26 protein-coding genes and 1 riboswitch are annotated in these 24,255 nt (G+C 43.3%); of the genes, 9 read left to right on the forward strand and 17 right to left on the reverse strand.

What is annotated here, in order from left to right; genetic code table 11:
• The first annotated feature begins 113 nt into the window (after window positions 1–113).
• Window positions 114–1,094: a D-2-hydroxyacid dehydrogenase gene (locus HED67_RS16735; RefSeq protein WP_221718965.1), complete on the forward strand. Its 981-nt coding sequence runs from the start codon at window positions 114–116 to the stop codon at window positions 1,092–1,094.
• A 3-nt stretch (window positions 1,095–1,097) separates the two neighbouring features.
• Here HED67_RS16735 and HED67_RS16740 read toward each other — a convergent pair whose 3' ends face one another.
• Together HED67_RS16740 and HED67_RS16745 are read right to left on the reverse strand one after the other, a co-directional pair.
• The gene (locus HED67_RS16740) at window positions 1,098–2,480 is read right to left on the reverse strand and encodes a transglutaminase-like domain-containing protein (RefSeq protein WP_221718966.1); all 1,383 of its coding nucleotides are present in this window, start codon (window positions 2,478–2,480) and stop codon (window positions 1,098–1,100) included.
• Window positions 2,481–2,499: 19 nt separating this feature from the next.
• Window positions 2,500–2,781 carry an enolase C-terminal domain-like protein gene (locus tag HED67_RS16745; RefSeq protein WP_117538781.1) on the reverse strand — a complete coding sequence of 94 codons (282 nt, stop codon included), beginning with the start codon at window positions 2,779–2,781 and terminating at the stop codon, window positions 2,500–2,502.
• Between the two features lie 334 nt (window positions 2,782–3,115).
• Between HED67_RS16745 and HED67_RS16750 the strand changes: the two genes are divergently transcribed.
• The 4 genes from HED67_RS16750 to HED67_RS16765 all read left to right on the forward strand — a co-directional run bounded on the left by HED67_RS16750 (window position 3,116) and on the right by HED67_RS16765 (window position 7,906).
• Window positions 3,116–4,009 carry an FAD binding domain-containing protein gene (locus tag HED67_RS16750; RefSeq protein WP_246612282.1) on the forward strand — a complete coding sequence of 298 codons (894 nt, stop codon included), beginning with the start codon at window positions 3,116–3,118 and terminating at the stop codon, window positions 4,007–4,009.
• A gap of 36 nt (window positions 4,010–4,045) precedes the next feature.
• Complete coding sequence (locus HED67_RS16755) at window positions 4,046–4,519, forward strand: (2Fe-2S)-binding protein (protein ID WP_117538783.1); 474 nt, start codon at window positions 4,046–4,048, stop codon at window positions 4,517–4,519.
• A 5-nt stretch (window positions 4,520–4,524) separates the two neighbouring features.
• On the forward strand, window positions 4,525–6,828 hold the full coding sequence (locus HED67_RS16760) for a xanthine dehydrogenase family protein molybdopterin-binding subunit (RefSeq protein ID WP_221718967.1): 2,304 nt from the start codon (window positions 4,525–4,527) through the stop codon (window positions 6,826–6,828).
• A gap of 229 nt (window positions 6,829–7,057) precedes the next feature.
• Window positions 7,058–7,906: a hypothetical protein gene (locus HED67_RS16765; RefSeq protein WP_221718968.1), complete on the forward strand. Its 849-nt coding sequence runs from the start codon at window positions 7,058–7,060 to the stop codon at window positions 7,904–7,906.
• Window positions 7,907–7,951: 45 nt separating this feature from the next.
• Here HED67_RS16765 and HED67_RS16770 read toward each other — a convergent pair whose 3' ends face one another.
• Both HED67_RS16770 and HED67_RS16775 read right to left on the reverse strand, forming a co-directional pair.
• Window positions 7,952–9,130, reverse strand: coding sequence for a sensor histidine kinase (locus tag HED67_RS16770; RefSeq protein ID WP_221718969.1), 1,179 nt, complete (start codon window positions 9,128–9,130; stop codon window positions 7,952–7,954).
• The gene (locus HED67_RS16775) at window positions 9,127–9,867 is read right to left on the reverse strand and encodes a response regulator transcription factor (protein ID WP_015515155.1); all 741 of its coding nucleotides are present in this window, start codon (window positions 9,865–9,867) and stop codon (window positions 9,127–9,129) included. Before HED67_RS16775 ends, HED67_RS16770 begins: the two co-directional genes overlap by 4 nt.
• Before the next feature lie 78 nt (window positions 9,868–9,945).
• Here HED67_RS16775 and HED67_RS16780 point away from each other — a divergent pair, with 78 nt between their 5' ends.
• Genes HED67_RS16780 through HED67_RS16790 form a run of 3 tightly spaced genes read left to right on the forward strand, consistent with a single transcriptional unit; the run spans window position 9,946 to window position 11,941 of the window.
• Window positions 9,946–10,086 carry a CD1871A family CXXC motif-containing protein gene (locus HED67_RS16780; RefSeq protein WP_015515154.1) on the forward strand — a complete coding sequence of 47 codons (141 nt, stop codon included), beginning with the start codon at window positions 9,946–9,948 and terminating at the stop codon, window positions 10,084–10,086.
• Window positions 10,079–10,969 carry a 4Fe-4S binding protein gene (locus HED67_RS16785; RefSeq protein WP_221718970.1) on the forward strand — a complete coding sequence of 297 codons (891 nt, stop codon included), beginning with the start codon at window positions 10,079–10,081 and terminating at the stop codon, window positions 10,967–10,969. The genes HED67_RS16780 and HED67_RS16785 overlap by 8 nt, the downstream gene beginning before the upstream one ends.
• A 30-nt stretch (window positions 10,970–10,999) precedes the next feature.
• Complete coding sequence (locus HED67_RS16790) at window positions 11,000–11,941, forward strand: TlpA disulfide reductase family protein (protein ID WP_015515153.1); 942 nt, start codon at window positions 11,000–11,002, stop codon at window positions 11,939–11,941.
• Window positions 11,942–12,013: 72 nt separating this feature from the next.
• Here the strand turns inward: HED67_RS16790 and HED67_RS16795 are convergent, their stop codons facing one another.
• From HED67_RS16795 to HED67_RS16815, 7 genes are all read right to left on the reverse strand, one after another.
• Window positions 12,014–12,148 carry a response regulator gene (locus HED67_RS16795; protein WP_181967395.1) on the reverse strand — a complete coding sequence of 45 codons (135 nt, stop codon included), beginning with the start codon at window positions 12,146–12,148 and terminating at the stop codon, window positions 12,014–12,016.
• Window positions 12,131–12,205: riboswitch (cyclic di-GMP riboswitch) on the reverse strand. It overlaps the preceding gene by 18 nt.
• A gap of 42 nt (window positions 12,206–12,247) precedes the next feature.
• Complete coding sequence (locus HED67_RS17160) at window positions 12,248–13,219, reverse strand: hybrid sensor histidine kinase/response regulator (protein WP_246612283.1); 972 nt, start codon at window positions 13,217–13,219, stop codon at window positions 12,248–12,250.
• 39 nt (window positions 13,220–13,258) lie between these two features.
• Window positions 13,259–13,666 carry a sensor histidine kinase gene (locus HED67_RS17470; RefSeq protein WP_330656622.1) on the reverse strand — a complete coding sequence of 136 codons (408 nt, stop codon included), beginning with the start codon at window positions 13,664–13,666 and terminating at the stop codon, window positions 13,259–13,261.
• A gap of 15 nt (window positions 13,667–13,681) precedes the next feature.
• Window positions 13,682–14,266, reverse strand: coding sequence for a nuclear transport factor 2 family protein (locus HED67_RS17170; protein WP_246612284.1), 585 nt, complete (start codon window positions 14,264–14,266; stop codon window positions 13,682–13,684).
• 823 nt (window positions 14,267–15,089) lie between these two features.
• Window positions 15,090–16,100 carry a helix-turn-helix domain-containing protein gene (locus HED67_RS16805; protein ID WP_221718971.1) on the reverse strand — a complete coding sequence of 337 codons (1,011 nt, stop codon included), beginning with the start codon at window positions 16,098–16,100 and terminating at the stop codon, window positions 15,090–15,092.
• A gap of 149 nt (window positions 16,101–16,249) precedes the next feature.
• Window positions 16,250–16,594 (reverse strand): DUF3848 domain-containing protein, encoded by a 345-nt coding sequence (locus tag HED67_RS16810; protein ID WP_117528088.1) that lies wholly within the window; start codon window positions 16,592–16,594, stop codon window positions 16,250–16,252.
• 65 nt (window positions 16,595–16,659) lie between these two features.
• Window positions 16,660–18,075, reverse strand: coding sequence for an ATP-binding protein (locus HED67_RS16815; RefSeq protein WP_221718972.1), 1,416 nt, complete (start codon window positions 18,073–18,075; stop codon window positions 16,660–16,662).
• A 194-nt stretch (window positions 18,076–18,269) separates the two neighbouring features.
• On the opposite strand from HED67_RS16815, the gene HED67_RS16820 reads away from it, so the two are divergent.
• Entirely contained in the window at window positions 18,270–18,518 is a 249-nt protein-coding gene (locus tag HED67_RS16820) for a DUF6061 family protein (protein WP_221718973.1), read from the forward strand.
• A gap of 49 nt (window positions 18,519–18,567) precedes the next feature.
• On the opposite strand, the gene HED67_RS16825 is transcribed toward HED67_RS16820, so the two are convergent.
• From HED67_RS16825 to HED67_RS16850, 6 genes are all read right to left on the reverse strand, one after another.
• Window positions 18,568–19,593 carry a sensor histidine kinase gene (locus HED67_RS16825; RefSeq protein ID WP_221718974.1) on the reverse strand — a complete coding sequence of 342 codons (1,026 nt, stop codon included), beginning with the start codon at window positions 19,591–19,593 and terminating at the stop codon, window positions 18,568–18,570.
• A complete protein-coding gene (locus HED67_RS16830; protein WP_221718975.1) occupies window positions 19,590–20,267 on the reverse strand; it encodes a response regulator transcription factor in 678 nt (225 codons plus the stop codon). Before HED67_RS16830 ends, HED67_RS16825 begins: the two co-directional genes overlap by 4 nt.
• A 19-nt stretch (window positions 20,268–20,286) precedes the next feature.
• Window positions 20,287–22,359, reverse strand: coding sequence for an ABC transporter permease (locus HED67_RS16835; RefSeq protein WP_221718976.1), 2,073 nt, complete (start codon window positions 22,357–22,359; stop codon window positions 20,287–20,289).
• Window positions 22,349–23,116, reverse strand: a complete 768-nt coding sequence (locus HED67_RS16840) for an ABC transporter ATP-binding protein (protein ID WP_033121505.1) — start codon at window positions 23,114–23,116, stop codon at window positions 22,349–22,351. The genes HED67_RS16835 and HED67_RS16840 overlap by 11 nt, the downstream gene beginning before the upstream one ends.
• A gap of 77 nt (window positions 23,117–23,193) precedes the next feature.
• A complete protein-coding gene (locus HED67_RS16845) occupies window positions 23,194–23,445 on the reverse strand; it encodes a hypothetical protein (protein ID WP_330656620.1) in 252 nt (83 codons plus the stop codon).
• Between the two features lie 41 nt (window positions 23,446–23,486).
• Window positions 23,487–24,251 carry an ABC transporter permease gene (locus tag HED67_RS16850; protein ID WP_221718977.1) on the reverse strand — a complete coding sequence of 255 codons (765 nt, stop codon included), beginning with the start codon at window positions 24,249–24,251 and terminating at the stop codon, window positions 23,487–23,489.
• Window positions 24,252–24,255 lie beyond the last annotated feature (4 nt).

A 24,255-nucleotide genomic window follows, 5' to 3' on the forward strand; every position in this document is an offset into this window, starting at 1 on the left:
TAGATAGCATTTTATTTTAACATGTTTAGTCAAGAGTCGCAACTCATCGGTCAGATTCTTTTTATTTTTTCGACATTCTATGTTATGATTAGAGTCAGAAAGGAAATATCACAATGAACACATACTATCCCATCCATATTTTAGTGGCTGTCCCTTGTCCACCATCAATCCGTGATCGTTTCAGTACACAGTTTGGCTCACAATGTCATTTTACCTTTATCAATTCCAGTCAGACCATCCCTGAATCTCTGCTTCGCCACACAGATGTTATCATCGGCGAACCTGACGAACCGGATCTTCTGAAAGCGCCTCGTCTGAAATGGCTGCAGCTGACATGGGCCGGCGCAGACAAATACGCACGTATGAAACGGTTGCCTTCCCATCTGACGATCACCAATGCTTCCGGTGCTTTTGGTATCATTATATCCGAATATGTGATTGGCACTATTATTGCACTGTATCGATCATTTTCAGTTTATTCACATCATCAGGCAGCTCACACTTGGCTTCCATCTGACAATTGTGGCACGATTTACAAAAAAACAGTCCTGATTCTCGGCACCGGAGACATCGGTTCTTCCCTTGCCCATCGTTTAAAAGCTTTTGATACATCCATCATTGGCTTCCGCCGCCATCCGAACCATAGAGCACTTCCGGACTTTGATGAAGTCATCGGATCAGACCAGTTAGATCTCAAACTTAAAACAGCAGACATCGTTGTCGGATGTCTGCCAAATACATCAGAAACCATCGGCCTCTTTGATGAAAAACGTCTGCGTCTGATGAAAAAAGAGGCATTGCTGATCAATGTCGGCCGCGGCAGTCTGATTAAAAATGATGCTTTATTGCATGTTTTAAAAGAAGGGCACTTAAAAGGGGTTGCTCTGGATGTATCAGAAATTGAACCGCTGCCAAAGGCCTCTCCGTTATGGGATCTGCCAAACGTCTTCATCACCCCTCATATCGCCGGTCCAAGTTTTGGTGGCAACGCAGATGTTGAACAGGCCATCTGGAACCTGTGTTTTGAAAATATTGAACGCTTTCTTGCCGGTCAGGTGCTGAACCATATCGTCGATTTAAGGCAAGGCTATTAATTGTTATTTCTCAATATCTTCCATAGAGATGAGTTTCTGTGACACTTCCACCTGAGAAAAACGAAGGCCATGATCCTCATATTCAAATTCGCCCCGCTGGTTATCAATCGGGTCGATGCGAAGCCATTTTTTCTCCGGTACAAAAGCTTTCTGAATTTCCGAGTTCGCAGGCATTCGAAAAACATCCAGATTACCGAAATAATAATTCCAGCGTTCAATTTCACCTGCGCGCCATGCACTTCCGCCAAAAGAGAGGTCTGCAAATACCCATCCGTAAGGCGCAACATAGAACTGCGCCCAATCATGACAGCCTGTATAGTAGTCTGTCGCATACAGCCCAGACTGCCAGCGTGCCGGGATACCGGACATTCGGCAAAGTGTGATAAAGAGAAGAGCCTGTACACCGCAGTCTCCTTTCAAATTGACTGCACAGTATTCCGGAATGCACTCAATTGTAAAATATTCTCTCACAAAAGAATACATGACCTTTGTCGTCACAAAATCGTAAAATCGGCGTGCCAGAATGACCGGATTCGTCTCATCACCGGCCAGTTCATCCCTCAGTTCCCTTAAATAAGGTGTAAACATGATATGCGGTGACTGTTCTTCAAGACAGAAATCCGGCTGTTCACCGGCGACACGCTTCGGATCCAGTTCCACATAATTAATATGATAATCAAATGAATACTCCACCATAAATTCCTGATTCGGCTGCAGTTCTGTCTCAAAGTAAACTGTTCTCTGCGCTGCATCTTCCGGTGCAATAAAAGTAATCTCCGGATTCGCAGCATGAATCTGTACATTTGAAACCTGCTCATACACCTTCGGAATCGGCAAATGTACAGAAACTTTTCGTCCGACTTCCTCGAATTCCTTTTTGGCCTTAATGTTTGCACGGATGCGTGTATGAACTGTTCTGCCTCCGTGTTCCTTCATATAATGAACATTCCCATTAAGCAGCTTCTGTTTCATTGCATTCTCTTTTTCAAGTTCCTCATTCTGTACAATCACACGAGCGGCCAGATCGGGACGCGTCTGTGTCAGATTATCATAGAAAAGGCGCTGAAAATGAACTTCTCCATCAATATAAATCCAGTCCGCCGCACCAATCTCTTTCAGATACTGCAATTCTTCTTCTTTGAAATCACGCAGATGACTGGTCATCATCTCCAATGCTTCGGCATAAGTGTAAGGATACTCATCTGCTCCCATCACCCCGATAATTTCCTGCTCAATTTCCAAGCGCTTACGCAGCGCCTTCGGTATCTCCTTGTGTTCCAGAAAATAACGGATCATTTTCTGGGCACCGGCATAATCACCATAATTTTTTAGCTTTAAAACATCCTCCGGCAAAGGAATTTTCATAAATGATAAATCCTGATACATGCTTCACATCTCCCATCAACTATTCGTTATCAAAACCAATAAATCCAAAGCCCGGAACATCCGGAAGCACAAGTTTCTTCGTGTCTTCCACATAAATGCCTCCCTTAAACGGCCTCTCTGTCATGTTAAAAGTCGCATCGAGATCCGCGCGTGTGATATTTCTTGTGGCTGCACCGAGACTGGCTGCTGCTGTAATACCCAGATTGCTCTCTTCTACCATGCATCCAAGCATCACTTCAATGCCTGCTGCCTCGCAGATGGCATTAAATTTGTCTCTTCCCCCATAAAATGTAATTATCAATATGCTTCTATTATACAAAAACTTTAGAAAATATCAACAAAAACACATGCGAAAACTGATAGATACTTCCAATCAGCGCAAGCTGACCCATTCTTCCAGGAATGGTTGCCTATACTTTTTTTGTGATGGGATAAAAGTTTTTATATTGTCTGAAAATTATTATTTTTTTTAAATTTAAAAATTAAAGTCAGAAAACGCTGCAAACGCTTGATTAAATTCTGTTTATATAGTATCCTATCTATATATACTTTTATTTATTTGTTTTTCTATAATTATTCCTATCAACATCCTGTATCACCTGAAATTCAATTTTTCCCACAAAATGTCGCGCACAATGAAAGGAGGTTACCAAATGAAATATATCCTTGCAAAATCAGCAGCCGAAGCCCTGGAAGCCTTGCTGGCCGAAGAAGGAAAGGCACGGATTATTGCCGGTGGTTCTGATGTCATGGTTGATATGGAGGCCGGTAAACTTGCACCCCAGACGCTGGTCGATATCACTACTGCCGATGATATGAAGGGCATTCGTATTCAGGATGACCAGCTCATCATCGGCGCAGCCGTCACGCTGACGGAAATAGCCAGAAGTCCTCTCATCAGACAGTACTTTCCATCCCTGTGCAAGGGTGCCGGCAGCGTTGGTTCTCTTCAGATACGAAACTCTGCCACTTTAGTTGGCAACGTTGTCACCGCCCAGCCGGCCGCCGATGCCGCCATGGCTGTTGCGCCTCTTGATCCAAGATTTGTCGTACTGTCTAAGGATGGCATTCGGGAGCTGGCAATGGGCGAGATGTATGCCGGTTTCGGCAAAAGCACTCTGAATTCCACCGCCGAAGTGGTAAAGGAAATCCATATTCCTCTGCCGGCTGACGATGAGAAAGCATCCTTTGTCCGATTGGAACTGAGAAAATCTCTGTCCCTCCCTATGCTCAATGTCGCCGCCATGGCCAAAGTAACCGATGGCTTCTTCCAGTGGGTTCGCATCACGATGGGACCTGTCGGCGTCGGCCCAACGAGAGCTTTTGAGGCAGAAGAATGGCTCAAAGGCAAAGCCCTGACACCTGAAAACATGGCAGAGGCAGGCAGACTGGCTCTGCACAATGCGAAACCTAGAAGCAACCCGCTTCGCGGCAGCAAAAAATACCGCGAGCACGCCCTGCCGATTCTTGTGCGCCGTGCTTTAGAAGGCATCGCCAAACAGATGGGGCTGCTGCATTTTGATAATTAACTATACACTCTGATGATGATAGACAGGAGGGAGTTCATGGAAAAACTTAATATGACAATCAATGGAAAAGCGATATCCGTAGATGTAGATCCCGGCATTCGTCTGGTTGATTTTCTGAGAGATAACCTCTTTCTCACCGGTACAAAAATCGGTTGCGGAAAAGGCGAGTGCGGTGCATGCACGGTCATTATGAACGGAAAAGCAGTCACCAGCTGCATTATCCCTGTGATGCGCGCCCAAGGCGCAGTGATTGAGACGATTGAAGGTCTTGGCAAGAATGGAAAACTTCACCCGATCCAGGAGGAATTCATCAACAAGGGCGCCATCCAGTGTGGCTTCTGTACCCCGGGCATGATTATGTCCTCTAAGGCTCTGCTGGATGAAAATAACGCCCCTACCTCTGATGAAGTCCGTGAAGCACTGGGCGGCAACATCTGTCGCTGTACCGGCTATGTGAAAATTGAAGAAGCTGTCATGGCCGCTGCAGACAGAATGAGGAAGGGAGAGTGACTTCTATGAAATATGTTGGCAAAAACATCCCCCGCAACGATGGATTTGATAAAGCCACCGGTCTTGGACAGTTCACGATGGACGTCTCCATGCCGCATATGCTCTACGCCAGAGTTCTGCGCAGTCCTTATGCGCATGCGAAGGTTGTGAAGATTGACACCTCTGCCGCTGAAGCTTTGCCAGGCGTAGTAACTGTCTGCACTTTTGAGAACACAACCAATAAACCATTCAACACATCTGCCACTATGGTGACAACACCGCGTCCAGCAGAACCGGTTCGCGATCAGACAATTTTTACCGATGAACCGAAGTATATTGGTGACGAAGTTGCTGCTGTCGCAGCCGAAACCGAGGCAATCGCAGCTGAAGCCATCAAGCGAATTAAAGTAGAATACGAAGTGCTTCCTGCTGTTTACGACCCTGTTGAAGCACTCAAACCTGATTCCCCAGAGGTTCAGCCCCTTTATGGCAATAAGGAACATCACAACGTCTGTGGGGAGATTGTAAGAGTTACCTTCTGCGAACATGAGCCGTACAGTGACGAAGCATTGGAACGCGGCTTTGCCCAGGCTGATGTGATTGTTGACGCAGATATCAAGCTGCCGCGTGTCAAACAGTGCCAGATGGAAGTGCATGCCGCAGTTGCTTCTTATAAAGCCAATGGCACCTTAGAAATCATCTCCACGACTCAGACGCCAACGCCAACCAAGATGATTGTTGCCTATGCCTTCGATCTGCCGGAAAGCAAGGTGCGTGTTCGAAATCCGCCTTATCTTGGCGGCGGTTTCGGTGTGCGCATCGGCATCAGCGGCAAAGCGGAGCTTTTAGCAGCGGCTCTGTCAATGAAAGCGCTTCGCCCTGTCAAGATAGTCTACTCGCGTGAGGAAGATTTTATTGCCTCCGACACGCGCCACGGTGGCTATATGCATGCACGACTGGGTGCAAAGAAGGATGGCACTTTTTTGGCGCTGGATACAACAGCCAAACTCAACACCGGTGCCTACTGCACCTTCGGTGTGGAACTGCTGGCTGTCTGCGGTGTCTGCGGAACAGCTGGTACCTATCATATTCCTTACCTGCGCTATATGGGTTATCCAGTCTACACCAATCAGCAGACCGCCGGCGCTTTTCGCGGTTTCGGCACACCGCAGGGTACGGCCGTCGTCGAAGCCTGCGTAGACAAGCTGGCCAAGGTGCTTGACATGGATCCAATCAGACTGCGCAAGATGAACACGATGAAACCTGATGACAAAAACTTTTTCCCATTCTCTGTCGGCTCTGTCGGAACAAACGAATGTCTGGACAAGGCCGCCGCAGAGATTGGTTGGTACGAAAAACGCGGTAAAGTCCAGACCGGAAACAAGCGCCGTGGCGTGGGCATTGCCTGCAATACACATGTCAGCAACGCTGCACCGTTCTGTGTTGATTACAACGCCGTGAATATGATCATTGAGCAGGATGGTTCTCTGCGCATCAACACTGCCATCCCTGAAATTGGTCCTGGTTCCACGACCGCTCTCATTCAAGTTGCCTGTGATCTGCTTGGTGTTCCTTTTGAGACAACGACCATAATCTTCGGTGATTCTGCTGCCGCACCTTTTGACATCGGCAGCCACGCAACCCGAACCCTTTACTCTGTGAGCCAGGTCATGGAAGATGCTGCTGCAGAACTGAAAGCTGATATCCTCTCCTATGCCGCCGGCAAAGACTTTTTGGATACAGATGCCTCAGCTCTGACGCTGGAAAATGGCATCATCAGTGGCAACGGCAAAGAAATGACACTGAAGGCCCTTGCCTACGAGGCGCACCTCAAAGGCAAACAATTCCTCGTCAGCAAGTGCAAAGTACCTGACAACTCCCTGCCTTTCGCCGCTCAGGCCGCAGAAGTCGAAGTGGATATGGAACTTGGTCTTGTCAAAGTTCTCAAAATTGCTGCCGCCCATGATGTCGGCAAGGTTATTAATCCACGCCTGTGCGAAGGTCAGGTAGAAGGGGGCGTCCTTCAGGGTGTCGGCTGGGCTGTCCGTGAGGAAATGACCTACGAAGAAGGCAAAGGCTTCTATAATACCGGCTTCCACAAGTATATGCTCCCAACCGCTGATGACCATCCGGAGATTATTTCTATTCTCGTAGAAAGCAACGACCCGAAAGGCACATTTGGTATGAAAGGTATTGGCGAAGTCGGCTGCATCCCGACACTTCCGGCCATCTTCTCTGCTGTGGAAGACGCTACCGGCGTCCGTTTCGAGGAAGCACCACTGACACCAGATCGTGTTCTGGCAGGTTTGAAAGCCGCCGGAAAAATCTGATTCATTCACACGCGCACTATCCAAATTTTTGTTGCAATAAACTAACATATTCCCCAAATAGCCCCCAATAGAAATATCCTGGCAGGTACAAAGCATAAAGCTTTGTACCTGCCAGGATCAAATTATCTACCTGTTTTGAGTTAGGGCAACAGAAAATCAACTTCAGCAGGTTATCTTATTTTAGAACATGTTGTTAACTTGAAGTACGAATAGTAGGAGAATTTCACTTATGAAACCATTTTTAGGTATTGATATAACTACCAACCGCAAAAACGAACGCTTAAACGGCAATGAATTTTTAATACTGAAACCATCTGAAATATTATCCCAGACTTTGGCCAAAACCACCGAGCAAAAAGATGTTATTATCCAAAAGTCCAAAATGCCTTTACTTCTGCGCATTATTAAATCCATATGTCTCTTTCTCGCTTTTATCTGCGTCAGCGGCCTATTGAGAGCACGGGTTTCCCTTGCCGAAGCATATCACAACGCACCCTGGATTTTTTGGCTTCTTCCTATTTGCGTTATTCTATTCGTCCTATTAACAATTTGTGAAAAAGTAAAATCCCATCAGGTCTTAGATACGGATGAAAATCAACACGCGCTGGCTACCCATGATCGTGTCATGAAAGACATATTAGCAGAGCTTGCTGTACCCGATAATGCTAAAAATGTGGATGTGCTGTCTTGCTACTACACTGAGCGTAACGGCAAAATAAAAGCGATAGAAAAAGGGCTTCAGGTTCATCAGTTTTCCAATCTGATATTTAAAGCTTACCGTGATAATGAAAACCTGTATTTAACCAACTGTAACGGAAAATATGCTTTCCCGCTGTCTTCTCTTTCATCTATTCGTACAGTAAAAAAGCATACAGTTATTAAGGAATGGCATAAAGATGATCCTTATAATAAGGGAATATATAAACCGTATAATATGTCAATTGACAAGTTTGGCTGTCTCAATTGTAATTCCTATTATATTCTTGAGGTTGTACATAATACAGAAACTTATGGAATCTATATTCCTTGTTATGAATTACCGGTTTTCGAAGAGCTTACCGGATTACGTGCAGAATAAATGAGATAAAACACACGATAACGAGTGAAACACGCTCTGCGAGTTTCACTCGTTATCGCGATATTCGGCAAGACCGCATACTTCAAATGTCGTCCCACCATGCTCATTTGTATAAACTTTAATCGTCCCGTCATGAACCCTCACAACTTCTCGCACCATCGCAAGTCCAAGACCCACACCTCCAAGCTCCCGGCTTCTTGACTTATCTATCCGGAAGAACGGTTCAAAGATCTGCTCCCTGAATGCCTCATCAATTCCATTTCCTGTATCCGAAACCGTCAGAACAACTTCGTTCTTCTCCCTCTTTGCTGATACCGTAACGGTTCCATCGGTCCGATTGTATTTAATCGCATTTTCCACAAGATTATATAGCATTCTGTAAATCAGAATATCACTTCCTGTCAAAAATAATTCTTCATCTTCCTTTTCTCCTGCTCCCTGTGACTTCTGTATCAGTTCAACCTTCTTTTCCTGTGCCAACGGTTCCAAATCTGTCAGCACTTCCTCAATCAGACTATGAATCTCAATTCTGTCATTTCGCGCTACTGTCTGTAATTCGCTCATATCCAAAAGCGTTCTGACCAACTTGCTAAGACGTTCATTCTGTTCCGTTACCATCTGAATAGTCTCTTCTGCCGCTGCTGTACTCTCTGGATGTTCTGTTGTATGGTATAGATCCAGTTGTGCCTGGATTAAAGCCAGTGGTGTACGCAACTCATGTGCTGCATTTCCCGTAAACTGACGCTGCGTCTCAAATGATTCTGAAAGCCGCATAAGCATTTTATTGTAAGATATGCGAAGTCTGTCCAACTCTGCAATCTTATTCTCTTCGATTGTATAATCTGTCAGATTCTGTGCCTGAACTTTTTCCACTGTCTCTGAAAATTCCCTGAGTGGTTTCAATGCCTGTCCACTGATAAAATACGTCACTGCGCCGCCAAACAGCGCTACAATAGCAGTAATCAGAAGGCTTCTGCTTCTATAGTCTGATTTAGAGTTATAAACCTTCATGGAAAACTGTGCTACAAAGTCATCCCACTCATCCTCCGGAATATCAATGTACAGCGCTTCCGGCGCTGTGCCCTGATCCGTGATAGACTCCTGAAGCGTATCAAAATAATAGACTCCGTTTTTATATAAGAAAAAGGTAAGACATCCACATAATATGGTGATCAACACTGTTGTAAGAAATGTTAATTTCCACTGAAGTGATATTTTTTTCATGCTCTGCTATCTCCCCCTATTTTATAGCCCTCACCGATTTTGTTCACGATCGGATCATATCCCAGTCCTGCTTTCAGTTTTTTTCTCAAAGAAGACATATGCACTCGGATTGATCCGCTGAAACTGTCTACAGAAGAATCCCATACATGCTCAATCAGTTCTTCCTGACTGACCGGTCTTCCCTGATTCAAAAGAAGATACTCTAGAATTCCATTTTCTTTTCTCGTCAACGCAACAGGGTTATCTTCTGCATATGCAACCCTTTCTCTCGTATCAAATCGAAGTTTTCCACATTCCAGACAAATATTTTTTTGTACAAATTTTCTTCTTGTCAGGCTTCTCACGCGAGCTTCCAGTTCCTGCAGATGAAATGGTTTTTCCATATAATCATTTGCACCTGAATCCAATCCCTCAACCTTATCTGCAATCTGACTTCTCGCAGACAGAATTAATACTTTTGTCTCTTCATTTTCTTTGCGAAGCTCCCGAAGAATCTCCATCCCATCCATCCCGGGCAGATTAAGATCAAGCACAATCAGATCATACAGTTCCGCATAGATCATATCCAATGCCTGTTCTCCGTCATTACACGTATCCACCTCATAACCTGCCTGATGCAGACTTTTCGCAATCATATCACATAATTTCTTCTCATCTTCAACAACTAATAATTTCAATTTACTTTTCTCCATTTTCTTAACAGGAAATTTACATTCTATATTATATAATGTAACCATAGAACGGTCAATAAGACACCTAGAGAACAATAACATTGAAAGGAACAGTTACTACTTACAGTAACAAGAGGTATTTGAATGAAATCAGAAAAAGCAACACAAGTTTTTTTACTTGCAGCCGGTATGGTATTTTTTCTTGTTGGAATTTTCCGTGGAGAAGCTGCAGTTGTACTCAGTAAAGCAATAAAATTATGTATGGAGTGTGTCGGAATTGGATAAGAAAATGAAATCAAACAAAAACTCTCTGGCCCGCTTCCGCGGATGGATTCAGGCAGCTGCTACACTGCTGACCAACATTCACATCCCGAATCTGTTTAAAGGGAAAATTTATCAGGGAAATGTAAAAACGATGTGCGTCCCGGGACTAAACTGTTACTCTTGTCCTGCCGCCACAGGTGCCTGTCCGATTGGAGCTTTTCAAGCCGTGGTTGGTTCTTCAAAATTCAAATTTACCTACTACATCACCGGATTTTTCATCCTGTTAGGTGTTCTGTTAGGACGGTTTATCTGTGGATTCCTCTGTCCGTTTGGATGGTTCCAGGATCTGCTGCATAAGATTCCGGGCAAGAAACTTTCCACCGCAAAACTGAAGCCTCTGCGGTATCTGAAATATGTGATTCTGGTCGTCTTTGTTATACTACTTCCGGCATTTGTAACCAATTCACTTGGTATGGGAGATCCTTTCTTCTGCAAATACATTTGCCCACAGGGCGTACTTGAAGGCGCAATTCCGCTGTCACTTGCCAACTCAGGAATCCGTGCCGCACTCGGACATTTATTTACATTTAAGTTCACAATCCTTGCGCTTTTCATCATCCTGAGCATCTTGTTTTACCGTCCATTTTGTAAATGGATCTGCCCGCTGGGTGCTATTTACTCACTGTTTAACAAGGTATCTTTTCTTAAGATTCAGGTTGATCATGAGAAATGTGTTGGCTGCCAGAAATGTAGTCGTGTCTGTAAGATGGATGTCAATGTAGTAGACACACCAAACCATCCGGAGTGTATCCGATGCGGAGAATGTATGAAAGCCTGTCCGACTGATGCAATCTGCTATCATTACGGATTTTCAACTAAGAAACAGGCTGAAAATAAAAACTAATAAAACGTAATTTAAAGGAGATTTAAAATCATGAAAAACAAAACACTTAGAACAAACTCAATGAAATTAAAAAAGGTAATTGCTGCATTCCTTGCCATTTCTGTACTTTTTGCGTTTACAGGCTGCGGAAATTCCTCCACAACAGACAATACAAACACAAAACAGGAATCTTCTTCCACAACAGAAATGGGCAGCGCAGACGAGCTGAACGAAAAACGGGATGACCTTTACCAGCAGGAAAACCAGCTTTTTGCTGATCACAAAGATGCATGGGACAAAGCCTTTGGTCTTATGAACAAGAACGCTGCCGGTGATGCCATGAGCGAAAACTATGCTGATTCCCTCGCAAGCACAGTGGAATCTAACAAAGACTCTTTCTCTGAAGAAGAATATAAAACTCTGTGCAAAGACATCGAGACAATCCGCGGAATTGAAGAAGAAATTGCCAAGCTTGAGAAAGAGATTGCTGCATCCGATTCCTCTGACAGCTCTTCCTCCAAATCAGACGAATCCACAGCTGTATTCAAAGGTTTCAAAGGAAAAGATCTGGATGGAAACGATGTAGATGACAGTCTTTTCGCTAAAAATAAAGTTACAGTTGTAAACTTCTGGTTCAGTGGATGCAAGCCATGTGTCGGAGAGCTCTCTAAGCTGAATGAATTAAATGAGAAACTCAAAGAAATGGGTGGCGAAGTTGTTGGTATCAATACAGATACATTAGATGATAATCAGGATGGAATCAAAGAAGCGAAAGAAATCCTGAAGGCCCAGGGAGCTTCCTACAAAAACCTGACTTTCGATTCCGATTCAACCGTCGGAAAATATGCAGGAAACATTATGGCATTCCCGACAACAGTTCTTGTAGATAAAGACGGAAATATCGTTGGGGAACCTTTCATGGGTGGCATTGACGATCAGTCAAACTACGATCAGCTGATGAAGCAGATTCAGTCCGTACTGGACCAGAAATAATTCATTTACTGAAAATGTATGCTAATAGCGAGGGCTTTCAAGCCCTCGCTATTACTATGATGGTCAGCTCATTTACTTTTCTTGTTGCCTTATGATTTCCGATAATATCGACAGCATGTTATCAACCTGGATTGGCTTTGCGATATGACCATTCATTCCAGCTGCAACAGCATCTCTCTTATCTTCTTCAAATGCATTTGCTGTCATTTTACAGACCCTATAGCTTTGCGTCTCAGCCTTTCGACTGATTTGCCGACGAATCTTTTCATTGTATTATATTGTGCTTTTTTTCATTGAAGCTGTCTATTATAAATATTTCATCATTGTTGCCACAAGAATGTTCATATCAACAGGCTTTGCAACATGCGCATTCATTCCAACAGAAAGAACCTTTTGTATATCTTCTGCGAAAGCATTGGCAGTCATCGCAATAATTGGGATACTGGCTTTTTTCCTATCCTTCATCTTTCGGATAGTTAATGTAGCGTCATATCCATTCATAACCGGCATCTGGATATCCATAAGGATCATCTTGTAATAATCAGCATCAGCCCTTTCAATCATATCAATGCATGCAACACCATCATTGGCAGACTCAACAATACATCCTTCTTCTGTCAATAGTTCCGTTGCGATTTCTGTATTGATCTCATTATCTTCGACTAATAAGATTCGAACACCGTTCAAACAATTCTTATTGATCAGACTACTATTTTCCTTCACCAGAGAATCTTCTTTTGACGCTTTCCTGCAAGGAATAGTCACCGTAAATGTGGAACCCTTACCCTGCTTACTTTTCACTTCTATTGTCCCATCCATGAGTTCTACAAGCTTTTTCGTAATACCCATTCCGATGCCGCTGCCTTCAATATGACTGGATGTAGTGTTACGTTCTCTTTCGAAAGTTTCAAAAATACGCTTTTGGAATTCTTCAGACATACCAATTCCATTATCGGTAATGCTAATGATCATATTGCACCAGTCTTCTTTTTCACGGGATTTCTGTACAACATTACAGGATATCCTACCTCCTGTATTTGTATACTTTATTGCATTGCTTATAATATTAAGACAGACTTCTGACAGATGCGGTGCATCCATATATACATACGGATACATGATTTGTTCTGTCAAAGAGAGGGTCTGATTTTTACTTTCTGCCTGTTGTTGGAACATAATGACACAATTTTCAAAGCACTCATGGACATTTGAAACAGTGCATTCCATTTCAACCTTATTATTTTCAATTCTTGCAAGATCCAAAACGTTACCAAGCATCGACAAAAGTTCTTTTCCGCATATTTGAATTTCTTCAAGTTATCTGCCAAGTTTATCTGTTTCCTGCAAATGTCTGGACGCCAGTTCTGTATAACCAATGATTGCATTCATTGGAGTTCTGATATCATGAGACATATTATACAGAAATGACGATTTTGCTTTATTGGCACAGTCTGCTTTTAATTTTGCTTCCCGCAATTCTTCCTCTTGTTTTAATTCCCGCAGTTTTTCATCTGTCACATCTCGATTTGCAAAAAGCACAGATGTGACATTTCCATTTTTATCATAGCTCTGAGGAACAACCATGGAAAGAAACCATGATCCATTCTTCTTTTTAAATTCGGAAGACATAGATTCTTTATTATGAAGACGTGCCGCCATGGTTTCTATATCAAAAAATTCTATATACTTCTGCACAAATGGCTCTGCTATAATATCTTCGATAATCTTGAACTGAGGATCCTAATCTGCAGTATTATCTTTAATACCCTTATCCATTTCTCGAGATCTTTTGACAAGTTCAATCTTCTTTGTTTTTAAGTTAAGCCTTGAAATATGATAATAAGCAGTGCCTAAGGCATGAAGAGCCTGCCGAGTTTTTTGAACCTGCTTCCCCAATGTGAGAGGAAACTCTTCACCGTCCATCTGTTCCAGATCCGGTGTTGACTGATGCAGATGCTGAACCAGCCATTTCCCATGCGTCCACTTATAGATAATCGTAAATCTTGTCTCCATTTTAAAACAAATAGAACCATCTTTAAACAGACCAATAAAATCTACTGTTCCGAGTGCAAGAACATGAGCATCATCAAGCCGTTCTTCTTCCTGATGTAAATTCCTTACTTCAATTCTGATTTTACCTCTTCGTTTTACATCAAATTTAAATGATTCTAAAAACTCATGCAGATTCGTGAATAACTCATGTTTCCCAGTTCCAATCAGACTAATATTTTCATCAAAATAATTCTCTATACCAAAATTATCTACTGATTCGGCATTAATATATACTTTCAAAAGTTGCTCTGTGAGTTTTTTGAAATCATCCATACGCTTCCCTCGTGCTTAAAAAGTCTTAAATGACTTTAAGTTTTCTGTTTTATTTCTAAAGTTTATCCACTTTTCATTCTCTTCCAAATATTCCGAATGTAAATGTCAAATTGTTTTCTTTATTATATCACAGCGACATATTATTCTGCCATCTTTTTTTCAAAACATGTGTCCATGCTAATATTTCAATAGCACGCCTTCCTTATGACGTTTTTGCACCACAGGTTGAACTTTTTCACAGTTCCTTAGATCAGGCGATTCCCCATTTTAACAGCAGACCAATTCAGCTTTCTTTCTGCTGTGCACCCTTAATTTTCAGATGTCCTGATTTCGATATGCTTTTTGATTTTCAAGATGAGAATTCGAATATCACTCTGGAGCAGTTAGAACTTTCAGATACAGACTGCGATGCTTATGTAGAAGAGAGTCCGGAGCATTTCGGACTGCTTACAAAGAAATTTATGCAGTTTATCATTTCGCACACATAAGATATTACGGCTAAAAAGGCAGCCACAAATGTGACTGCCTTTCGTTAATAATCGTATCTATACTCATAAATATTTTGTAACTGTTCAGAGCCAAGCGGATTTATGTTCAAAAGTGCGAAGCATGCTTGCATGAATGAACACTCTTGAACATAAATCCATTTGGCGGATACGCCACACCGACAAAATGCGAAGCATTTGGAGGTTAGCTCTGAACAGTTACAATATTTTAGTTTATTCATGAACGCAAATTCTGTAATACTTCTGCAATATCAGCATCCAGACAAATTGGATTTTCTGGATGAGTATAATATGCGGAAAATAAACTTAACTCCATCTTAAATATAGTGCTGAGTTTCACTGCCATTCTTTAACACCATTTTCACCACACCAAGCAATGCTGCAAACAAAACACCAGCAACCGGCCATACAATCCATGTAATATCCCAGCTCATCGTCCAGAAGCTCCATGCAAGGTAAATCGCTGTAACCAAGCACCAATATACACCAGAAAACGTGTCAGTCTTTTTCTTAAACAGTTTTTCTTCTTTTGTATATTCGCCTTCCTGAAGAAGGGTATCGTAACTGCTTTTTACCATCCCAACACGAACCAACAGATTCACTCCTATTGCAAGTATGAATAGCAGCAATCCAACGGAAAGGCCACAACAATAGTCAGACGTTTCCATGGCTCCAGCAATAATTGTCGGAATCACTGCCAGTATACAAAGCACTACCCCAACAGCTGTTCCTCTGATAAAAATCGGTTCATAGGAATCTTTTTTTTCTCGTACCATTCCAGATACACCATACTCTGTTTCAAAGCATTCTTTTTCAAAATGTTCCATATGTGATTCACGCATTCCATATGTAATAAACAAAAAGACGGCTGCCGCAACCATTCCAAGCAAAAAAACACATCCAAATACTGTTGCCAGAGATTCCGAAACATGAAATACGCCATCTTCTGCCATTGTCACAAGAACAATCAATAATATTGGGCTTGAGATACACATACTTGTTGCGTTTGCCACTACTTTGGATCCATTTCTTTTCATGTCAAGAAATTCATTTGCATTCTCCATAGTTACTTTTTTCAACGGTTCTGCATAGCTTTCAGAACTTTCGTGATAGGTGATATTTTCTGCTTTCATTTCATCTTTTAATAGGTAATCTGTACTAACACAAAATAGCTCCGACATCTGTAAAATTCTTTGCAAATCTGGAACAGCTCCTGCACTTTCCCACTTAGATACTGCCTGTCTGGATACGCCCAACTGATTGGCTAGTTCTTCCTGTGACCATCCATTCTTTTTTCTTTCCTCTGTAATCTTATCAGCTAAAATCATTTTTTTCTCCTTTTGCAAATTTTATGAGCTAAATATAACAGTTTTGCTGTTTGCATTCCACCATTTCAGGCTGTAAATCTGTCAACTAGCAGTTGCAAATCACAAAAGAACTCTATGAATCCCGATTTTCCAGCAATACAAGCAGGAAATTATTTATCATCTGTATTGTTTTTCTTTTTCTTCTTTTGTTTTTGCACTTCGGACTTGGCCCGATCCGCTACGGTCTGCCAGATGTCCTCCATATAGCCCGTTTCTTTGTGCTCCCAATCCTTAAATACGTCGGCGAGGGAACTGGGAGATTTCAGAAGCGCTTTGACCTGCGCATCCGGCAAATCATTGTATTCCATCGAAAGAAGAATGTCCTCCCGAACCGTGTACTCATAGGTGTGGTTCAGAATTTCTTCCGAAGGCTGGGAAAGCAGCCATTCCCGATAGGTTTCCTGCTCGGCAAACATCTTTTGATATAATGCTTTGTTCAGCTCTGCATTGGTCATGAAGAGATAACGTTAAAACAGCAGTAGAAACGCTTAACGATGTACGCTTTGCCTGGAGCAAATAATTACACCAAATGCTCCTCATTAATCAGGAAGATACTGGTGTTTTCTTTGGCAATATCAAGCATACGCTGCGTAAAACCGCTTTTGCTGAACAGGCCGAAGATAACATCATACCCAGGATATGCCTTACGAATTTCAGCTGCACCATCAACTTTCTCTTTCAGTGAGAAATATACGGGAGCATCCACTGGTTTGACATGATACTTACACTCTCCGGCAAATATCCTCTTGTTTTGATTGTCTATTGCCATTACATCGATCTCTGTATCACCGTCATAATCATTCAACCAATAAGAACCGATACGGGACGGAACAAACGGAATTTCCCCTTGTTTGCATACACTCGCAAATATATCTTTACAGATGTCCTCATATGCAAATGCCACGAATTTTTCAATAAAGTCTTTTCGAATCTCATCCAAAACAATTTGCATATTGTCCAGTTCCAACTCACCTTTATAGGGGTAAACATACCGAAACCAGAAACGGATGAAATTGTCTGCGATAAAATACAAGCCTTTTCTGGATTTTTTCGGATTTTTCTCTGTTACCGGAGTTCTCTTTTCAATGAACCCCAAATCCGCAAGTGTCGATAAATATGGTGTTAATGCCTGCGTTTCCTGCCCTAGTGCACCAGCAATTTTGCCTAATTTGTGGTTTCCGTCTGCTATCGCTTTTATGATAGAAAAATAGTTTACTGCGGTCATGGATTCGCTTTTTAACAAGAAAAATGGTTCCTCATACAAAAAGCCACTTTTCGATAAAACAACATCCTTTAATTGATCGACCAAATCACGCCCGTCTTCAAAAAACTCAAGATACTTTGGAACCCCACCTGTCACAGCGTATTGTTCTACTACTTTATCAAAAGGCAGTGCAAACGCATCATAAACATCTGTAAATGGCAATGGAGCCAATCGCATCTGCGCTGTTCTACGCCCATATAAAGGACTATCATACGACAGTGCATGTTTCTGCATCATACCAATGAGAGATCCGGACAAAATCAGCATCACATTGCTGTCCTTCAGAATCTCATCCCATGCATTCTGCAAAATAGATGGGAACGCTGAGTTGATCTTTACAAGATACGGAAACTCGTCAATGACCAGCACTTTTTTCTTGTCAGGCTCATAATCAGCAATAACCTGAAACAAATCAAGCCAATCTGTAAATACAGCTTTCTGTAAAAGGCTGTTTTTCGTCATACGAGCAACAACGCCCGCTAAACGTTTCATGCTTTGAGATTCCAATTCTTCTGTTGCAAGGAAGTAGAAGGCTGTTTTCTTTTTCAAGAACTCTTTGATCAATGTTGTCTTTCCTACTCGACGTCGACCGTAAATAACAACGAAGCCGCCATCGCGCTCGTATTCTGCATTCAACTTTTCCAGCTCCATTTTTCGACCTATGAATTTCATGTCTAAGCCTCCTTATGATAAATTAGTTTATGATAAACTTGTTTATATTATATATTCATTTATCAGGAAGTCAAGGGCGTTCATGGAAATCTGTTTATAATCCAGCTATTTTACAGAACCTCTAAGAAGCGCACAAAGTTATTCTAAGTCGCCACTGTCAAATCGCTTTGATTTTCTTGAATGGAGGACATACCATGAAACCCTTAATATCTTGTGCCTACAATATGGATAACTGCTGTGTAGAACTGAAATTCGCCGATGGCAGCATGATTGCGATTGATACCATTGCAGTGGAGAACGAGGTTGCCGACAATATGTATCAACGGTCAGAGCTTGGCTATCTGATTTACAATGACCCGATTGGATATGCAGACCTTATCTTGAACGGCGATCCCGAAACCTATTTGAAAACTGTAACAGAATACAAGCCTTTGGATAGCTGACAACATGCTGCCCGCAGGAGAAAATCCTGCGGGCGTTTTTCTGTTTATATTATTTTCCACCGTTGGATCCCAGTTTTGGAAAGAAAATGACTATCTTAAAGCCCTTTCCCCACTGGGAAGTAGCTTCCAAACGAAGGTTTAGATCGTCAGCCATCTTCTTAACCAGGTAAAGCCCTATACCAGTAGCTTTCTTTCGGCTGTCAGTAGAATCCCCGGTAAAGCCCTTTTGAAAAATATACGGCAGATCATATTTTTTTACACCAATGCCGTTATCCTCAACAGAAAGTACATCTGCGGTCTCCGAATGTATCATGGAAATCGTTAGCATGGGACTATCGCTGCTATATTTGATGGAATTGCTCACGATTTGTCCCAACATAAACTGAAGCCCTCTACGGTCTGTATAAACTGTTTCAGATTGCAGTTTGTTGAGAATTACAAACTGCTTTTCTTCCAGAAGTGGGGCATAGTCCTCCAGAACTTCCCCCAAGCAGTCATTCAAATTGACATCTTCAAACCGATAATCCTTTGTACTGCTCTTTAACCGGGCATAGTAAAGCATCTGCGTGACATTCTCCTGAAGTTGACTACGGACATAATCCAACTTAGCTTGCAGGGAAGGCGATATTTCGTCGATTCGGTTATCCAAAAGCATGGTCAGCAACGACAGGGGCGTTTTTGCTTCATGTGCCCAGCCTTCCACATATTCTTCATAGTCCCGTAAGGCATCTGCCATACTGCTGCTCTCATTTTTGTGTTCCTGTAAAACTGAGGCCAAAAGCCGGATAGATTCTCCTTCTTCCCGGCTGATGACACTGAGCAGCCTTTCCTCGTTGCAGATGGTAGGATCACTGAGGAAATCCCGGAACAGCTCCCGGCGGGTGGTCTCCCGCTTGTTTAGTACAAACAGGATCGCTGAAAACAGAAGGATGCTTGTCAGAACCACTAACCCAATCAAGGTCTGAAATGCCTGAATGTCAGAAATCCAAAGAATGATAGAACAAAAGCAATCCACACCCAGCAGCAACAGCAGCCAAGGGTAGTACCGTTCTATTATGCGCCAAAACTGCTTCATGGAGATACCTCCGCTTCCAAACGATAGCCCATCCCACGAACCGCAACGATTCGTTGCTTCATCTCCAGACCGGACATCGTCTTTTTCAACCGGGTCAGGTTAACCTGCAAGGCATTTTCGTCTATGTATTCTGTGGTTCCCCATAGTGCTAAGCAAAGCTGCTCCGTCGTGACCAGAGCATCACCACTGGCCAAAAGAGCAACCAACAGTTTTCCCTGATTTTTTGGAAGCACCACAGAGGTGTTATGAATATAAAGTGTGTAAGTCTGCTGGTCCAACAAGAAATCCAATCCCTCTATGAGGTTGGTACGGCCTTCATACCTTTTGAGAATATTGGATACCCTGGCAAGAAGCCGGTCTTTTCTGCACGGCTTCGTCAAATATTCATCTGCACCCAACCGGAACGCTTGCAGTTCATCCTTTACCTGGTCTCTGGAAGTCAGCACCAGGACGGGGATAGCGGTTTTATTCTTTAGCTCCTGGCAGATTTGAAAGCCACTAATCTCCGGCAAATTCAGGTCTAAGATCACAAGGTCAGGACGGAGGGCTGCCAAGAGCCGAGCGGCATCTTCAAACTCGGTGATTGCCTCCACAAGATACCCGTCCTTTTGGAGCATATTGCAGAGTTCTTCCCGCATATAGACTTCATCTTCCACAACAGCAACTCTTTTCACGACAGCACCTCCTTCCCAATTATTCTTCTCTCTGCGGCTGCATCAGTGTCAGCAAATACCGATCACTGGAGTGCTTGACCACTCTCATATAAATATATTCTATCACGCAAAGCAGCAAAATCATAGCAGCAGATACAAGCAGCATTTCAGACACTGTCCCACGGGTTCGAGACGAGAGTATCCCTGTAAACAACGCTCTGACTCCAAACAGACTGCTGACAGCTGCAACCAATACAGGAAGTCCCATAAACCACGCAATCTGCTTTCCGGCAGACTGGCAAAGGCTTTCGTAAGTGGCTCCCAGGCGGATCAGGGTCTGATATCTACGCCCGGCTTTCTGCTGGCTCATCAGGAACTGAACACCCACAATGGTGTTGGCAACCACCAGGAACACAATCGCCAGATAGAGGGTAATATAGCTGGATGCTACGGTATAGAAAAGTTGGCGTCCCATGTTCTGAAGATAGCTTTCATATTCGATACCTGTTTCGTCCAGCTCCTCGTTCAGATCAGAATAGGCAGTCATAAGGCTATTTCCTTCCATAGCCTGCTCACTGAGTATCGCATTCACATACGTATCATACATTCCTTGGGTATGATAGAGGAAGGCTTCATCTGGAAGAATCAATGCAAAGGACAAAGTAATAGAACGATCCGTAATCAAATTTACAGACTGAACCTCTCCAGTAAGATAAATCGGACTGCCAACCAGTTCCGTTTCAGGCTGTTCAGTAAGTATGCCGTTCAGCATTGCGGTACGATTTACAGTAGTAAAGTCGGAACCTATATAAACAGCGGCTTCATCTTCACTTAATTTAATGACAGGCCTGCCGGACAATTCCAGTAAACGATTATAGTCCGACAGACAAATCAAATACGGGTATGTGGCATAATCAAGATTGTTCAAAAGGACATCCCGGTCTTCCGACTGGGGCAGGCTCCGAAGAGAGTCCATAACAGCGTCCATGCTGTAGGCATTATCATAATCTTCTGTGGTGCGAATACGCCCAACCCTCATTTCAAAAAGCTCTGAAAATTGATTTTCCAAACTGTTTTCTTTCAGGACTGCCTTTATATTCGGAAGAACCTGCGATGAATCTTCTGCAGTATGATCTTCAAAAGTATAGTCGATTACATGGCCAGAAGACAGGTTATTCGTTCCTGCAATTCCTACGCCCGCACCAAAACAACACAGCGCCGCCAGAATCAGCAGGGAGCTGATGGCCATGGAGTTTGACTGATGAATGACATTCTCCTGAATCTGCCGGAAGGTAAATACATGAAGCTGCTTATTTCCTTTTCCTTTCTTAACAATCAAAGCAATCAGCGCACGCATCCCATAGAAAAGCAGCATCGTACCAACTATGCCCAACAGCAAAGTCAGTACCATCATACTTACCTTTTTCCATGCAATTCCCTGAATCGCCATGTAGTAAGCCACTGCCAACATCACACTTCCGCATATAGCAGCCAATCCATAGATAACAGATGGCATTTGCTTTTTGGGGCGGTTCGTTGGCTGGGATATCAAAGTACCGATCTCCTGGCGGCTGATTCGTCCACTCAAAATCAGAAGTGCCGTCAGCTTAATTGCCAGAAATCCTGCCAGCGTCCATTCAATCGCAGACCAGGATAAAGAAAACTGATGACCGATGATCCCCATGCCTACCAGCTTGGCGGTGACAAGACTGACAATTTCTGAAAGCACCACAGCCACAGGTAAGCCTATGAGCATGGCAAGAATACTGGTCAGGAAATCTTCCGCCAGAAGCATACCAAACAGTTTACTTCTACGCATCCCCAACATTAGATAAACACTAAACTCATGCCGTCTGCGCTCGAACTGATACTTGCAGGCAAAATAAATCAAAAAGAACAGAATACCGAGGGTCATCCCATAAAACGCAGGAATCAGAAGCAGGAGTTTGTCAACTGCGTCACTCTCCATTTTCTGCAAAAAGAGCATCACATCTTGAGTGGAGATGGAAAGAATCATGTAAAAGGCAACAATAGAAATCACCAGGGAGCTGAAAAACAGGCCGTTTTCCTTTCGGCTGCGGCGGCTGTTCCGAAGAATGAGATTAGAGAACATTTGCGCTGCCCCCTCCCAGTTGCGCCATCACCTTCAGGATGCGCCCGTAGAACTCCTGCTGGCTTTCGTCTCCACGCCGAAGCTCATGAAAGATCACGCCATCCTGGATGAACAGGATGCGCTTACAGAAGCTGGCGGCATTGGAATCATGGGTTACCATCAGGATCGTAGCTTGTTCGTCACGATTCAGGCCGGACAGCTTCTCCATAAGACTTCTTGCGTTCTTAGAATCCAGCGCACCCGTCGGTTCATCGGCAAGGATCATTTGGGGATGTAAGATCAGAGCCCTTGCTGCCGCAACACGCTGACGCTGGCCGCCGGACATCTTGGACGGAAACTTATCCAGAACATCAGTGATTTCCAGATAGTCAGCCAACTGCTTCAGCCGCTGGCTGCTTTCTGCTTCGGATACCCCATGCAAGGAAGTCGGGAGCAGGATGTTTTCCCTGCCAGTCAGGTTGTCCAGCAATTCAAAGTTCTGGAATAGATAACCAACTTTTTTGCCACGGTACTCTGCAAGAGCCTTTCCCTTGAGGGATTGCAGAGTATCGCCCTCCACCTGAATGCTTCCACCGGTGGGCTGAATCACAGTTGCAATACAGTTGAGAAGCGTGGATTTACCGGAACCACTGCTTCCCATAATGCCGAGAAACTCTCCCGGCATCACCTGGAAGGTGATCCCATTCAGTGCCTTTGTTTGACTTGGCACATTGCCATAGATTTTTGTTAAATTTTCAATATTCAAAATGGGTTTCATGTGAATACCTCCTATCATTTGTAATAAAATGATAGCATGGGAACACAGCAAATACCACTTACAGTTGTTGTAAGGATTCAGGATATAAGTGGCGGCTCAAGGGGGACGAGCATATATTTTTTAAGAGCATCAGGCGACAATGATAAAATATACCGAATCGCCTCATTGGCAAACCAGTTCGTCTTAATTGTATCCCAATCAGCAAGCCGAACGATTTCTGCTGTGCCGTTCTTCCATGAGCCAACTCGCCCGCAGGTCATACAGATTGCTAACCGTTTTTCAAGTAAGGTCTGTTCCCGGTAATTCAGCTTCTCAAATGCCCTCTGCACCTTTTCAGCCTGTATGCCGTTCCAGAGAATATCGGCATAGTTTACCTCATTTCTTTTTTCCCAAATTTGGTGACAGCCAGCGCGAAAAACAGGCCAAACACTACAATCGCGCACGGCAGGAACAGAAACACCGAAAAAGCGGCGTCGGAGGTTTCTGCTGTAAAATCATGGAGAGAGCAGGAAACGAGATAACCGCTGTAACAGTACGGATAGGCGATCCACAGCGGCGTATTCGCAACCAATACACCGGGAATCACAAGCAGCAGATTTAATCCCACAGAAAGAAGCGGCTTTTCAAACAGCACAGTGATGGCCCACATAGCCGCAATGCACGGCAGCATAGTCAGAAACAGCCCCAAGCACCATTTCAGAAGATATAGGATCGGCAAGGTTTCTGTTACTTCCATTGTCTGTGTCGCAATCAACCCAGCGATTACAAATATGACAAGAAACACCACCATCTCCATAAACAGATAAAAGGTAAGCACACAGAATTTGGCAATGGATAATGCGCAGCGGCTGACCGGCAGCGCCAGCATTTTCAGAATCCCGTTATTTCCTGTTTCTCGTCCTGCGATCATCACGCAAACCACGATCATGCTGAATGGAAGCAGATAGTAGGCGTAAACAAGCGCACTTTGAATAAACATGGCAGGCCACGCATTGGTGTATTCCGGTGTAAAGTAGTTGCTCAAACTCGCAACCCCGGAAACCACCACCAATAAAGGTGCAATGAAAATCAGGGGTACGATTTTGGAGTGTTTTACTTTCATAAACTCGATTTTGAGTAAATCCAAAAAGCTCATTTCT

The organism is Pseudocoprococcus catus (assembly GCF_019734885.1).
GTDB classification, from domain to species: Bacteria; Bacillota; Clostridia; order Lachnospirales; family Lachnospiraceae; genus Coprococcus_A; species Coprococcus_A catus.

Bases quoted from the DNA above. Each gene is read 5' to 3' on its own strand.
- HED67_RS16735 (WP_221718965.1), top strand. From the start codon at position 114: ATGAACACATACTATCCCATCCATATTTTAGTGGCTGTCCCTTGTCCA.
- HED67_RS16740 (WP_221718966.1), bottom strand. From the start codon at position 2,480: ATGTATCAGGATTTATCATTTATGAAAATTCCTTTGCCGGAGGATGTT.
- HED67_RS16750 (WP_246612282.1), top strand. From the start codon at position 3,116: ATGAAAGGAGGTTACCAAATGAAATATATCCTTGCAAAATCAGCAGCC.
- HED67_RS16755 (WP_117538783.1), top strand. From the start codon at position 4,046: ATGGAAAAACTTAATATGACAATCAATGGAAAAGCGATATCCGTAGAT.
- HED67_RS16760 (WP_221718967.1), top strand. From the start codon at position 4,525: ATGAAATATGTTGGCAAAAACATCCCCCGCAACGATGGATTTGATAAA.
- HED67_RS16765 (WP_221718968.1), top strand. From the start codon at position 7,058: ATGAAACCATTTTTAGGTATTGATATAACTACCAACCGCAAAAACGAA.
- HED67_RS16770 (WP_221718969.1), bottom strand. From the start codon at position 9,130: ATGAAAAAAATATCACTTCAGTGGAAATTAACATTTCTTACAACAGTG.
- HED67_RS16775 (WP_015515155.1), bottom strand. From the start codon at position 9,867: ATGGTTACATTATATAATATAGAATGTAAATTTCCTGTTAAGAAAATG.
- HED67_RS16780 (WP_015515154.1), top strand. From the start codon at position 9,946: ATGAAATCAGAAAAAGCAACACAAGTTTTTTTACTTGCAGCCGGTATG.
- HED67_RS16790 (WP_015515153.1), top strand. From the start codon at position 11,000: ATGAAAAACAAAACACTTAGAACAAACTCAATGAAATTAAAAAAGGTA.
- HED67_RS16795 (WP_181967395.1), bottom strand. From the start codon at position 12,148: ATGACAGCAAATGCATTTGAAGAAGATAAGAGAGATGCTGTTGCAGCT.
- HED67_RS17160 (WP_246612283.1), bottom strand. From the start codon at position 13,219: ATGCTTGGTAACGTTTTGGATCTTGCAAGAATTGAAAATAATAAGGTT.
- HED67_RS17170 (WP_246612284.1), bottom strand. From the start codon at position 14,266: ATGGATGATTTCAAAAAACTCACAGAGCAACTTTTGAAAGTATATATT.
- HED67_RS16805 (WP_221718971.1), bottom strand. From the start codon at position 16,100: ATGATTTTAGCTGATAAGATTACAGAGGAAAGAAAAAAGAATGGATGG.
- HED67_RS16810 (WP_117528088.1), bottom strand. From the start codon at position 16,594: ATGACCAATGCAGAGCTGAACAAAGCATTATATCAAAAGATGTTTGCC.
- HED67_RS16815 (WP_221718972.1), bottom strand. From the start codon at position 18,075: ATGAAATTCATAGGTCGAAAAATGGAGCTGGAAAAGTTGAATGCAGAA.
- HED67_RS16820 (WP_221718973.1), top strand. From the start codon at position 18,270: ATGAAACCCTTAATATCTTGTGCCTACAATATGGATAACTGCTGTGTA.
- HED67_RS16825 (WP_221718974.1), bottom strand. From the start codon at position 19,593: ATGAAGCAGTTTTGGCGCATAATAGAACGGTACTACCCTTGGCTGCTG.
- HED67_RS16835 (WP_221718976.1), bottom strand. From the start codon at position 22,359: ATGTTCTCTAATCTCATTCTTCGGAACAGCCGCCGCAGCCGAAAGGAA.
- HED67_RS16840 (WP_033121505.1), bottom strand. From the start codon at position 23,116: ATGAAACCCATTTTGAATATTGAAAATTTAACAAAAATCTATGGCAAT.
- HED67_RS16850 (WP_221718977.1), bottom strand. From the start codon at position 24,251: ATGAGCTTTTTGGATTTACTCAAAATCGAGTTTATGAAAGTAAAACAC.